Below are 11,985 nucleotides of genomic sequence, written 5' to 3' on the forward strand. Positions count from 1 at the left end.
TTCGTCGGCAGCGTGCTCAATTTCCGCGGCCGGGTGATCCCGCTCGCCGATATCCGCCTCGCCTTCGGCATGGAGGCGACCAAGATCACTCATGACAGCCGCATCATCGTCATCGGGCTCAAACTCGAGGGCGAACCGGTGCTGATCGGGGTACGCACCGACAAGGTCAACGAGGTCACTACGCTGACCAAGACCGCAAGCGAGCCGCCGCCAAGCGTCGGCATGCGCTGGCGGGCTGATTACATCGATTGCCTCGTCAAGCGCGGCAACGACTTCATCATCGTACCGAACATGGATGCAATCTTCGCACAACGCCACAACCTGTCCTCAAGACCCTAACCAAGCATCCACATTTCATCAAGGAACAGCCGGCCGCCGCTGCTGTTGGAAGATTCAGGAAGGACCTCATCATGCGCATCACGATCAAGTTAAAACTCGCCATAGCTTTTGGCATTGTTATCCTTCTCCTCATCGGAAGCGCTGTTTACGGCATCAGCGGACTGAATACGTTGAACAACGCCGTTTCCGACGTCATTTCAGGGTCGGCCAAACGCATGGAATATGCGTTGCGGGTCAACGCCGCGCGGCTTGAGGTCATTCGCTACCAGAAGAACGCGCTTCTGGCGACCGACCAGAAAACGGCGCTCGATGCCATGAATACAGCCGAACAGAAGATGCAGGTGCTGATCGACTATGGTCATCGAGGCCTGGCGATGTCCACAGAGAAGGGAAGGCCGTCCTGGGAAGCGCTGGTAAAAAGCACGACGGATTTCGATAATAAATCTCAGGATCTGCTGAAATTGATCCAGGGCGGCGACCATCAGGGTGCCGTGGCCCTCTCCACTGGCGAAATCCGCGCCATAATGTCGGAGATGGAAAAATCGGTCGAAACGCTTGTCGAAGTCAACACCGCCGCTATGGCGAAAGCCGACAAAGATACCGACGATCTTTACGCGACGACCAGCAACACGCTGATCGGCGTCGTGATCGGTGCCACTCTTATTGCTGTCATTGCTGCTGTCTGGATCGCACTCGGAATCAATAGTGGCTTGCGCAAGCTTATGAGCGTGGCCAATGCAGTGGCAATCGGCGATCTCAATCAGAACGTTGAGATCAAGACCAATGACGAGATCAAGGATCTGGTCAACACGATCAACGTGATGACGGGCAATCTCCGCAACACTGCGCAGATTGCCGACAAGATCGCCAATGGTGACCTGACGGTCTCGCCGAAGGCGCTATCCGAAAAGGACGTGCTCGGGCAGTCGCTGGAAAGCATGGTCGAACGCCTGCGCGGCGTGGTCGCTGATGCGCTCTCGGCCTCGCACAACGTCTCTTCCGGCAGCCAGGAATTGTCAGCCTCCTCCGAGCAGGTGTCGCAGGGCGCCACCGAACAGGCAGCCGCCGCTGAAGAAGCTTCGGCTTCGATGGAGCAGATGGCCGCCAACATCAAGCAGAATGCCGACAACGCTGCCCAGACGGAAAAGATCGCCCGCCAGTCCGCCAAGGATGCCGAAATTTCCGGCCAGGCCGTCAATCGCGCCGTCGCCGCCATGCGCACGATCGCGGAGAAGATTTCCATCGTCCAGGAAATCGCCCGCCAGACCGATCTGCTCGCACTGAATGCTGCCGTCGAAGCCGCCCGCGCCGGCGAGCATGGCAAGGGCTTTGCCGTCGTGGCGTCGGAAGTGCGCAAGCTTGCCGAGCGCAGCCAGTCGGCCGCGGCGGAAATCAGCGCCATGTCGGGCGACACGGTCCAGGCCGCACAGGAAGCCGGCGAGATGCTCTCGCGGCTGGTGCCGGATATCCGCAAGACGGCAGAACTGGTCTCGGAAATCACTGCCGCCTGCCGCGAGCAGGATATCGGCGCCAGCCAGATCAACGAGGCGATCCAGCAGCTCGACAAGGTGACGCAGCAGAACTCCTCGGCCTCCGAAGAGATGGCGGCCACCTCGGAAGAGCTCGCCGCCCAGTCGGAAGAACTGCAGACCTCGATCGCCTTCTTCAAGGTCGACACAACGTCCACTACAACGCCGGCTAAGGCGAGCGGACAACCGGCCCGCCCGACTGCCGCTCGTGCCCCTGCCGGTCACAACGCCGTCGCCCAACAGCAGGCGCGGGTGAAGGGCTTTGCTCTCGATTTCAAGCGTGGCGGCCCGGATGACGGTGACGTCGATTTCAGGGAAAGCGCATGACCATGGCAACCTCCTCGCACACAGCGCAATTCGTTACTTTCAGCCTTGGCGAGGAAGTCTTTGCTGTTCCCGTCGAGGTCGTGCGTGAAATCCTCGATCATGAAGAGGCGTTCAAGATCCCGAATGGCCCCGATTATTTTCTCGGCCTCCGCGATGTGAGGGGGCAGGGAGTGCCGATGATCGATCTGAGGCTCAAGCTTGGCCTCGAGCGCACCGTGCCAACGCCCCATACGCGGGTCCTGGTGCTCGATATTCCGCTCGAGGCACGCATTTTGACGCTCGGATTGGTCGCGGACCGGGTGTTCGAGGTTACGCCGTTCAGCAAGGATCAGATCGAGGCCGCACCGGATATCGGCGTCAAATGGCATTCCGACTATATTTCCGGCGTCGTCCGTCGCGAAACCAGCTTCGTGTTGATTATCGACCTTGCCAGGCTACTGACCAAGGACGAGGCCGCTCTCACCATTTCCCAAGACGCAGCTTGATCGAAGCATTTCAGGACATCGACTATGCCAGCCATCGCACGTAGCCTCTCCGTCGTGGACGACGGCATCAGCAGGAAGAACTTCGATCGTCTTGCCGGTTTCATCTACGACTATAGCGGCATCAAGATGCCACATAGCAAGCTGACCATGCTCGAAGGCCGGCTGCGCAAGCGGCTGCGCGTCACCGGCCACAAAACCTTCGATTCCTACTGCGACTATCTTTTCAAACAAGACGGACTGGAGAAGGAGGCGATCTATCTGATCGACTCCGTCACCACCAACAAGACGGATTTTTTCCGCGAGCCCAACCACTTCGCGTTCATGAAAGATCAGGCTCTGCCCGATCTCGCGCGTCGCGATCAGCGCAATATCCGCGCGTGGAGTGCGGCCTGTTCCACCGGCGCCGAGCCCTATACGATGGCGATGGTGCTGGAGGAATTTACAGCGCGGCATTCCGGTATCAACTATCTGGTCTTCGCGACCGATCTCAGCACCGAAGTCCTGCGGACCGCATGGCGGGGTGTCTATCCGGCCGAGATGGTCGATCCGGTCCCGGCAGGCCTTCGTCAACGCTATGTGATGCGGTCTGTCGACAAGCGCAGGCGGGAGGTGCGCATCGTCCCTGATCTCAGGTCAAAGGTCGCTTTCGCCCGCTTCAATCTCATGAACGAGCGCTATGAGATCGGCGAACCCATGCATCTCATCTTCTGCCGCAATGTGCTTATCTATTTCGACAAGGAGGCACAGGCAGAGGTTCTGACGCGCCTCTGCAAATGCCTGGCTCCTGGCGGTTACCTGTTCATCGGCCATTCCGAAACGGCCGGTGGGCTCGATCTGCCGCTAAAGCCGGTGGCCAATACCGTCTTTCAAAAGCTCTGAACGGTATCGAACCCTTTCCGACAAGCAAGGCCTCCGTCCCAAACCTGCGCATGAGAGAATGGCGCCGGATTAGCAGCATTGCGATGTAAGCGGCCAGCCGATAACGTCGGGCTTGAAGTTCCTGGGCATGAGCGCTCCGCTGTTGGCCAGCCTTAAGCAGTGCGGGTCACGGTTTGAGAGAGCCAGTCGAACGGATCGAGGGAGGTTGTGCATGAAGGCGTTGTTCTTGGAAGCAATCGGGAAGCTCGCTGTGCGCGAGGTGGAGAAGCCGGTGCCGCGGGCGGACGAACTTCTGGTTCGTGTCGAGGCATGCGGCATTTGCGGCACCGACCGGCATCTCTTTCTCGGCGAGTTTCCTTCAAGGCCGCCGGTGACGATCGGCCACGAGTTTGCGGGTATCGTCGAGGCGGTCGGCAGTAGCGTCACCGCCTTCAAAGCCGGCATGCGTGTCACGGGCGATCCGAACATTGCCTGCGGGCGCTGTCCGGCATGCCATCATGGCCGCGTCAACCTTTGTCACAACCTCCAGGCGATCGGCATCCATCGCAATGGCGGGTTCGCCGAATATGTCATTCTTCCGGAAAAGCAGGCCTTCGCGCTGCCCTTGACGCTTGAACCGCTGCACGGGGCGTTTTGCGAGCCTCTCGCCTGCTGCCTGCACGGCGTCGATCTCGCCAATATCAAGGCCGGATCGTCGGCGATCGTCATTGGCGGCGGCGTGATCGGACTGCTTGTGGTCCAACTGGCACGGCTGGCAGGTGCCACCAGCGTCATTCTCGTCACGCGCAGCGAGTCCAAGCGAAGGCTGGCTGAAACTTTGGGCGCGACAGCCACGATCGATCCTTCGACCGGCAACGTCATCGACCGGATCACCGGCGATCACGGAATTCTGCCGGGTGGCGCGGATGTCGTCTTCGAATGCGCCGGGCTCAAGGAAACAGTCGAGCAGGCGCCGCGTCTGGCGGGCCGCGGCGGCACGGTTGTCATTCTGGGCGTTCTGCCGGGTGGTATGAAAGTCGAGATCGAACCTTTCGATCTGCTGTTTCGCGAAGTCGCGATTGTGACGTCATTCGTGAATCCGTTCACACATGGACGCGCTGCCGCGCTGATCGCATCCGGAACGATCGTCGTCGAACCGCTCATCAGCCGTACGATCGGGTTTGATGACGCGATCAAGGCAATCTCCGGTCCGGCAGCCAGCGGCGAAATTCGGGCATTGGTCGTTCCGAACCTTTGATATCCGGGTGGCAAGCAGAGTCTGCACTGCGGTGTCAGGCAGAAGATCAAGCCTGATCGGGCGCTTGCCAAGCCGCAGAAAGTCGCATTGATTGATATCGGAGGCGTGCGGTTTTCTCAGTTTCAACTGGTGTAAACTGCACATCCGGTTTACGTTTGCGGCATGGACACGCTTGTCACCGCGCCCTTGTCGACGCCGAGCGAGCCGCCCCGCCTGCCGGGCTGGGCGGCAGCGCGCGGTCATGAAGCAAGCGAGGCGGACGCAGCCTTCGCCGCCGGCATTGCCCTGAAAACGCTGGACGATCTTGTCCGGAGTGGCCCGCTATGGGGTGGCTGCTGGCGAGCCCGGCAGGGGCTTGGATGCGCGATTGCCGCGGTGCGGCTCAATGGCCGCGCAATGGACGAAGGCAGCGTGCGCGACGCCGTGCTGCTGACGGCACAAGGTGACGATCCAGGCCCGGCCGGACGCATGGTCTGGGCGTTCCAAAAGCTGGGCGAGAAGCGGCGCGCGGTCGGCAGCAAGGTTCTGCAAGATCTGGCCGGCCTGATGGGCTTGGGCGGCGAGAGGCTGGACGAAATTGCGGACTGTCTTGACGCTGCCCTGCAAACGCGCCGCATCATTCCGTTTGCGGTCGCCGATTTGGTCGCAAATGTCTGCGCCATACGGCCTGATGCCGAAATTTTGGCCTGGTGGCTGGCCGACCGGCTGCTGGCCGAAAAACTGGGCTGGGATTGTGGCCTACCGCTGCTGATGTCCGAACGTTATGGGGCGGCGTTTCGGACGACCGGCGGGCGAGGGCGCCTGCAGCCGGGGCAGGCGGCGTTCGGCCGGGCGATATGCCTGGCTCTGGCCGATGCCGCCGCTCACGCACTTCGGCGCGCCGGGGAGATCGATCGCCGCGCCGCAAAGCTGCAGGCAGCGGCACCCAAGCTACGCAGCAGGGGCGCTGAAGCGGTCGTCCGCAGACTGCTCGACGCGGACGCCTTGCCGGCCTCGGCGCCTGGCGGCAATCTGTCGCGCTGGGCTGCCACCCGGCTGTTCGAGCGGCTGGAGAGCTTTGGCGCGGTGCGGGAGCTATCCGGCCGCACGTCATTCCGGATTTTTGGGTTATGATGGCGACCGGATCGGGCACAGCAAGGAGGCAGCAGACGGCGAGAGCGCCACGGCATGACGTGTTGTTCGACAGGGAGCTGGCAGACCTGCCGCCGCAACTGCGCTGGCGCGAATGGATGCTGCGGGCCGAGGCAGTGATTTTTGCGGCGAGCGAGCCGGTCAGCCGCGAGACGCTGGCGCGGGTGGTCGGCAAGGATTGCAGCATCGATCTGTTGATCGACGACCTGCGCGAGGAGCTTCGTTCCCGTCCCTACGATATCGTCGTGGTCGCCGGCGGCTGGCAGCATCGCAGCCGCAGTGCCTATGCCCCGGCAATCCGTGCTGCGCTGGCGCCGATGCGCGGCGCCGCTCCGTCGCTGTCCGAAACCGAAGCCGCAATTCTGGCGGCGATCGCCTATTGGCAACCGATCACCCGCAGCGAATTGTCAAAACTGTTCGGACGCGAGATCAGCCGCGACACCGTTGCCGGCCTGCGCGATGCCGGCTTGATTGCTTCGGGACCGCGCAGCCCCACACCCGGTGCGCCTTACAGCTATGTGACGACAAAGCGGTTTCTCACGGCATTCGGCCTGGAAACCCTGAGCGATCTGCCTGATGTCGAGAGGCTGGAAGATGCCGGATTGGTCAGTCGGGAAGATGCGGTGGCCGATGGCGTTCCGGACATATTCGCCGAAACGGAAGACGACCACGCGAAGGAGTGAAACAAAGGAGTCTGGAAGAGACATCGTGCCTATGTCCCGATGGCTCTCCGCAGTTGGGCCGGCTTATGCCGGTTACGAGCCCGAAACGACGCGCAGATTGCCGCCATGGCCGCCGCCGCCAAAAACCTGTGACTGGCCGAACGATGTTGGCAGCCGGTGGTGCGGCACGCCGAGGCCGATCTCGGGGAAGAGCAGTTCGGCGACGCGATAGGCTTCTTCGAGATGCGGATAGCCCGAGGCGATCACGGTTTCGATGCCCAGGTCCTGATATTCGCGCAGCCGTGCGGCGACCGTCTTTGCCGAACCGACCAGCGCGGTTCCGGCGCCCGAGCGCACCAGGCCGATGCCGGCCCAGAGGTTGGGAGAGACTTCGAGCTTGTCGCGACGGCCGCCATGCAGTTCCCACATCCGCGTCTGGCCGACGGAATCGTTCTGCTTGGTGAAGCGTTCACGCGCGGCCTCGATCGTATCCTCGGAGAGCTTGGAGATCAGGCGCTCCGCGGCTTCCCACGCTTCATCGTCGGTCTCGCGCACGATGAAATGCAGACGGATGCCGAAGGAGACTTTCCGGCCCCGCTTGGCAGCGGCTTTGCGCACGGTTTCGATCTTTTCGCCGACCTGGGCCGGGGTCTCGCCCCAGGTCAGATATTTGTCCATGTGCTCGGCGGCGAAATCGATGGCCGAGTCGGAAGAGCCGCCGAAATAGAGGGGCGGCCGCGGCGCCTGCACCGGCGGCAGGCCGAGTTGCGCATTCGTCGCCTTGATATACTTGCCGTCGAGCGTCGAATGTCCCTGCGCCAGGAGTTCGTTGAAGACCTTGAAGAATTCTTCCGCATGCGCATAGCGCTCGTCATGCGGCAGGAAGATGCCGTCGCCGGCGAGTTCCTGAGCGCTGCCGCCGACGACGACATTGAGCAACAGCCGGCCATGCGAGAACCGGTCCAGCGACGAGGCGAGCCTTGCGTAATAAGCGGGGGACGCCACGCCGGGCCGCACCGCCACCAGGAATTTCAGCTTTTCCGTCACCGGCGCCAGTGCTGCGGCGACGATGAAGGATTCTTCGCAGGCGACGCCGGTGGGGATCAGCACGCCCGAATATCCAAGCCGATCGGCAGCGACCGCGATCTCTTTCAGGTAAGCCGGATCGGTCGGCCGCGCCAGTTCGTTGGAGCCCAGATAGGCACCGTCGCCGGAGGTTGGGATGAACCAGAGGAAATCGAGGGGCTTATGCGATGACATGGCGTGATCCTTTACTTTCACTGGGCGGTCGAGCCTTCGGGCACTCTTTCAGACTATATTGATATATTCTAGTATTTTTATCGATATTATATCGTCACAAAAATCGAGCGTTTTGCGGATCAATTTTTCAGCGAAGGGCGATTTCAGGAACCTGGTTCCAAAAGACGCAGGCGGATTTAAAACGGGCACATCTCAGCAAAAACCAGCTCTGCGAACCGTCTCATGGTTGGAACAACAAATATGACAGGAGGCATTCCCGTCTTCAACGAGAATGCCTCGAAGCCGAAGCTCCGGTCAGCTCCAGGCGTGCAATGGCGGCTTCTCGCCGTTGAGGTAATATTTGCCGAGGATCGAATATTTCCAACGCACAGGATCATGCAGCGTATGCGTCCGGGCATTGCGCCAGTGCCGGTCGAGATTGTGCTCGGCCAGCGTCGAACGGGTGCCGGCCAGTTCGAACAGCTTGTTGGTGGCTTCGATGGCGATCTCGGTCGACAGGATCTTCGATTCCGCCGTGATGATCTGCGCTTCGGCAACGGTCTCGGCGGTCGGATTGGCGACAGCCCGGTCGATCGCGTAGCCTGCTTTTTCCAACAAAGCCTGCGCCGCATGCAGCCTGAGGCTCAGCGTGCCGACAGCCTGGATCGTGTAGGGATCGTCCCAGGCATTGTCGACGCCGCTGTCGACCCAGGCGCGCGACTTGGTGCGGACGAAATTGATCGTCTCCTTGATGGCGGCCGAGGCGATGCCGGTGTCGACGGCCACCTGGATGATCTGGAAGATGGCGCCATCGGCCGTCGGCTTGTCATAGCCCTTGTAGCCGGGGACGACCCAGGCCTTGTCGACCTTGACGTCGTCGAGGATGACCGTGCCGGAGAGCGTGGTGCGTTGGCCGAAGCTCGACCAGTCGTCGATGACGGTCAGGCCCGGCGCATTGCGGTCGGCGATCGCATACCAGGCGCGACCTTCGTCATCGAGCGCCACGATCGGCACCTTGTGCGCCAAAAGCGCGCCGGAGGAGTAGAATTTCCGGCCTTTGACAACGACATGGTCGCCGTGATCGGTGAACTTGGTCTCGAAATCGACGGCGCGCTTGGAGCCGAATTCGGAGAAGGCATTGCCGAAGCGGGTGCCCTTGAGGATTTCGCCGAACAGCAGCTTCTGCTGTGCCTTGTCGGACACGGTGCGGATTGCCGCCACCACGCCGAGATGGTTCTGCGAGATCTGGCCGATCGAGGAATCGGCCTCGGAAATGATCTCGACCACCTTGGCAAGCGTCGCATAGGAGACTTCCGGTCCGCCGAATTCCTTCGGCACGTTGATCGACCAGAGGCCGCTCTGCGAGAAAGCGTCGAGTTCGGCGACCGGCCAGATGCGCTCGCGGTCGCGCTCGGCCGAACCCTTGACGAATTCGGCGGCGAGCTTGTGGGCCACGGCGATCGCCTCGGCGTCGTCCTTGATGATGTGTGCTGGCTCTGCGGGCCGCGCCACGGCGGGCACGCCGACCAGTTTGGTCTCGTCCGTCTTTGCGATCACGTTCATGTGGTTTCTCCCTTGATGAACTGATGGTGTCAGGCAGCCGGCCTGTCGGCGGTGAAGGTGGCACCTTCGCCGAGATAGAAAGCCTTGATGTCGTCGCGGCCGCGCAGTTCCGCCGCGGTGCCGGAGAGGACAGAAATGCCGTTTTCGATCACCACGGCCTCGTCGGCATATTTGAGCGCTACGGTCGAATTCTGCTCGGCGACCAGGATCGAAAGCCCGGCCTCGCGGTTGAGCGCCTTCAGCGATTGAAAAATACTCTCGATGATCAGCGGCGCCAGCCCCATCGACGGTTCGTCGAGCACGAGCAGCCGCGGCCGCGACATCAGCGCCCGGCCGATCGCCGTCATCTGCTGCTCACCGCCGGAGGTGAGGCCGGAGGATGTCCGGCGCTTCTCTTTGAGACGGGGGAATGTGACATAGATGCGTTCGAGGTCCTCGGCGATCTCGCGCCGGGATGAGCCGCGGCCGAGGCCGCCGGAGATGAGATTTTCCTCGACGGTCAGGCCCTTGAAGCAGTGCCGGCCCTCGAGCACCTGGACGAGGCCGGAGCGGACCAGCCGGGCGGGGCTTTGCGACAGCACATTTTGCCCCTCGAACAGGATTTCGCCCGTCGTCACCTGGCCGCGCTCGGCGGGCAGCAGGTTGGAGACCGCTTTCAACGTCGTGGTCTTGCCGGCGCCGTTCGAGCCGAGCAAAGCCAGGATCCCGCCTTTGCGGAGCGTCAGGCTCACGCCGCTGAGCGCCTGGATCGTCTGCGCATAGGTGGCATGGACATTGCGGACTTCGAGGATGATCTGTTCTTCGCCCATCAAGTACCTCGTGAAGAATAAGTGGCATGCGGAGGCGCGAGTGTGTGGGTGACGGGACCCCGCATGCCTAGGCCTTGCGGCCATGGAGTGAGGATGCCGGATATTCCGGCACCCAGTTTCAGGAAGTCGGGGGTTTTCACCCCTCACCAACTTCGGCCGAGGGTTCGCAAGTGCTCACCCGGCCTTCGTATCCTCTCCCGCAAGGGGCGAGGAAAAGTCGCGGCATCGTCCTGCCCCAAGCGAGGCCGACAATTGTGGCACCTTGCCTCTCCCCTTGCGGGAGAGGATAGCAAGCCCGCGCGAGACCAAAGGTCGAGTGCTTGGGCGCGCTTGGTGAGGGGTGTCGACCAGATCCTCAGTTCGTCGTCGTAGCCGTCGTCTTCTCCGCATCCTCGGCGGTGCGCAGCTTGATGCCCTTTTCCTTGGCATAGGCTTCGGCCGACTTTTCGATGATCGGGCGCAGCAGCTTCCAGTCCGGCGCGATCCAGGGCGAGACGACGTTCCACTTCTTGCCGTCCCATTGCTGGAAGGTCACGTAGCCGTCGCCTTCATGATTGTCCCAGGTGACGTCGATCGAGTGGAACAGGTCCTTGGCGCCGAGGGCGGCAACCTTGGCATCGTCGAGCTTGAGATGTTCAAAGCCCCAGCGGACTTCGTCGCCGGTCAGCGTGCGATGGCCGAATTTAGCCTGGGCGGTGCGGATGGCCTCGACGTTGAGGATGCCGTTGACGATGCCGAGGTTGTGGTAGACCGAGCCGATGCGCTTCTTGTCCTCGAGGTTGCCCTTGCCGTTGTCATAGAGCGTCTTCACGATCTCCTGGACGATCGGGTACTGTTCGCCCGAAGCCTGGGTGGTGATGGCGGTATAGCCCTTGGCCGCCGGACCGGCCGGGATCACGTCTTCCTCGGAATTCGACCAGACATTGCCGACGATCTTGGTTGCCGGGAAGCCGACCTTCTGGGCGGTCTTCAGCGCCACCGGGTTCATCACGCCCCAGCCGCGCAGCACGACCCAATCCGGACGAGCGCGGCGGATGGTCAGCCATTGCGACTGCTGCTCGTTGCCGGGATGCGGCACTTCGATCTGTTGCACGCTGAAGCCATACTTCTTGGAGAGAAGTTCATAGATCGGAATGGTTTCCTTGCCGTAGGGCGAGCCGTGATAGAGCACGACGATCTTCTTGCCCTTGAGCTTGTCGAGGCCGCCTTCCTTGGTGGCGAGGTAGTTGATGATGCCCGACGTTTCCGAATAGGGGTTCAGCAGCAGCGGGAAGACGTAGGGGAAGACGCGGCCGTCGGTGGAGTCGGTGCGGCCATGGTTGACGGTGATCAGCGGCACCTTGTCGGCGGTGATGCGGTCGATCATGGCATAGGCGATGCCGACCGAGAGCGGGTTCCAGGCCGCCGCATTCGGATGGCTCTTCTGGCGCTCGTAGCATTCGACGCCGCGCTCGACTTCATACTGGGTCTCGCACTCGTCCCAGGTCAGCTTGACGCCGTTGACGCCGCCGTCGCGGATGTTGATCAAGTTCATATAGTCGATGAAGCCACCGAAGAAGCCGGTACCGCCGGCGGCATAGGGGCCGACGCGATAGCTCTGCAGCGGGAAATATTGCTCATCGGCGTGGGCGGTGGTCAGTCCGGCCGCGAAGGTGAGTGTCAGGGCTGCTGCGGCTGCGCGCAGCGTGTTGGTCAGTCTTGTCATTGGGTATGCTCCTTCTGTTGACCGGTTTTGGCCGGCCTTGTGATTGGGATTGGTGAATTCTCCAGCGGCTTATGCCTGCC

The 11,985-nt window shown here is 61.7% G+C and carries 11 protein-coding genes; 7 read left to right on the forward strand and 4 right to left on the reverse strand.

Features of this window, described 5'->3' with window-relative positions; translation table 11 throughout:
- The 7 genes from AC1DYF_RS03130 to scpB form a co-directional block, all read left to right on the forward strand.
- The coding region (locus AC1DYF_RS03130; protein WP_477875147.1) for a chemotaxis protein CheW at positions 1 to 339 on the forward strand (339 nt) is incomplete at its 5' end.
- A 71-nt stretch (positions 340 to 410) separates the two neighbouring features.
- Positions 411 to 2,195 (forward strand): methyl-accepting chemotaxis protein, encoded by a 1,785-nt coding sequence (locus AC1DYF_RS03135; protein ID WP_477875149.1) that lies wholly within the window; start codon positions 411 to 413, stop codon positions 2,193 to 2,195.
- Positions 2,192 to 2,680, forward strand: coding sequence for a chemotaxis protein CheW (locus tag AC1DYF_RS03140; protein WP_477875151.1), 489 nt, complete (start codon positions 2,192 to 2,194; stop codon positions 2,678 to 2,680). The genes AC1DYF_RS03135 and AC1DYF_RS03140 overlap by 4 nt, the downstream gene beginning before the upstream one ends.
- A gap of 24 nt (positions 2,681 to 2,704) precedes the next feature.
- Positions 2,705 to 3,559, forward strand: a complete 855-nt coding sequence (locus AC1DYF_RS03145) for a CheR family methyltransferase (RefSeq protein WP_477875153.1) — start codon at positions 2,705 to 2,707, stop codon at positions 3,557 to 3,559.
- 211 nt (positions 3,560 to 3,770) lie between these two features.
- Entirely contained in the window at positions 3,771 to 4,796 is a 1,026-nt protein-coding gene (locus AC1DYF_RS03150) for a zinc-dependent alcohol dehydrogenase family protein (protein ID WP_477875155.1), read from the forward strand.
- Positions 4,797 to 4,958: 162 nt separating this feature from the next.
- Positions 4,959 to 5,909: a DUF1403 family protein gene (locus tag AC1DYF_RS03155; RefSeq protein WP_477875157.1), complete on the forward strand. Its 951-nt coding sequence runs from the start codon at positions 4,959 to 4,961 to the stop codon at positions 5,907 to 5,909.
- Positions 5,909 to 6,610 carry an SMC-Scp complex subunit ScpB gene (gene scpB / locus AC1DYF_RS03160; RefSeq protein WP_477875441.1) on the forward strand — a complete coding sequence of 234 codons (702 nt, stop codon included), beginning with the start codon at positions 5,909 to 5,911 and terminating at the stop codon, positions 6,608 to 6,610. The genes AC1DYF_RS03155 and scpB overlap by 1 nt, the downstream gene beginning before the upstream one ends.
- A gap of 72 nt (positions 6,611 to 6,682) precedes the next feature.
- On the opposite strand, the gene ssuD is transcribed toward scpB, so the two are convergent.
- From ssuD to AC1DYF_RS03180, 4 genes are all read right to left on the reverse strand, one after another.
- Positions 6,683 to 7,849, reverse strand: a complete 1,167-nt coding sequence (gene ssuD / locus AC1DYF_RS03165) for an FMNH2-dependent alkanesulfonate monooxygenase (RefSeq protein WP_477875159.1) — start codon at positions 7,847 to 7,849, stop codon at positions 6,683 to 6,685.
- 294 nt (positions 7,850 to 8,143) lie between these two features.
- Positions 8,144 to 9,391: an SfnB family sulfur acquisition oxidoreductase gene (locus tag AC1DYF_RS03170; RefSeq protein WP_477875161.1), complete on the reverse strand. Its 1,248-nt coding sequence runs from the start codon at positions 9,389 to 9,391 to the stop codon at positions 8,144 to 8,146.
- A gap of 29 nt (positions 9,392 to 9,420) precedes the next feature.
- The gene (locus AC1DYF_RS03175) at positions 9,421 to 10,200 is read right to left on the reverse strand and encodes an ABC transporter ATP-binding protein (protein WP_477875163.1); all 780 of its coding nucleotides are present in this window, start codon (positions 10,198 to 10,200) and stop codon (positions 9,421 to 9,423) included.
- A 355-nt stretch (positions 10,201 to 10,555) separates the two neighbouring features.
- A complete protein-coding gene (locus tag AC1DYF_RS03180) occupies positions 10,556 to 11,905 on the reverse strand; it encodes an ABC transporter substrate-binding protein (RefSeq protein ID WP_477875165.1) in 1,350 nt (449 codons plus the stop codon).
- Between the last annotated feature and the right edge of the window lie 80 nt (positions 11,906 to 11,985).

It is taken from the genome of Rhizobium sp. P2_G9 (assembly GCF_056403475.1).

What these genes read in the sequence shown, in the direction of transcription:
- AC1DYF_RS03170 (WP_477875161.1), bottom strand. Translation starts at nt 9,391, where the DNA reads ATGAACGTGATCGCAAAGACGGACGAGACCAAACTGGTCGGCGTGCCC.
- AC1DYF_RS03155 (WP_477875157.1), top strand. Translation starts at nt 4,959, where the DNA reads ATGGACACGCTTGTCACCGCGCCCTTGTCGACGCCGAGCGAGCCGCCC.
- AC1DYF_RS03180 (WP_477875165.1), bottom strand. Translation starts at nt 11,905, where the DNA reads ATGACAAGACTGACCAACACGCTGCGCGCAGCCGCAGCAGCCCTGACA.
- AC1DYF_RS03145 (WP_477875153.1), top strand. Translation starts at nt 2,705, where the DNA reads ATGCCAGCCATCGCACGTAGCCTCTCCGTCGTGGACGACGGCATCAGC.
- AC1DYF_RS03175 (WP_477875163.1), bottom strand. Translation starts at nt 10,200, where the DNA reads ATGGGCGAAGAACAGATCATCCTCGAAGTCCGCAATGTCCATGCCACC.
- scpB (WP_477875441.1), top strand. Translation starts at nt 5,909, where the DNA reads ATGGCGACCGGATCGGGCACAGCAAGGAGGCAGCAGACGGCGAGAGCG.
- ssuD (WP_477875159.1), bottom strand. Translation starts at nt 7,849, where the DNA reads ATGTCATCGCATAAGCCCCTCGATTTCCTCTGGTTCATCCCAACCTCC.
- AC1DYF_RS03135 (WP_477875149.1), top strand. Translation starts at nt 411, where the DNA reads ATGCGCATCACGATCAAGTTAAAACTCGCCATAGCTTTTGGCATTGTT.
- AC1DYF_RS03150 (WP_477875155.1), top strand. Translation starts at nt 3,771, where the DNA reads ATGAAGGCGTTGTTCTTGGAAGCAATCGGGAAGCTCGCTGTGCGCGAG.
- AC1DYF_RS03140 (WP_477875151.1), top strand. Translation starts at nt 2,192, where the DNA reads ATGACCATGGCAACCTCCTCGCACACAGCGCAATTCGTTACTTTCAGC.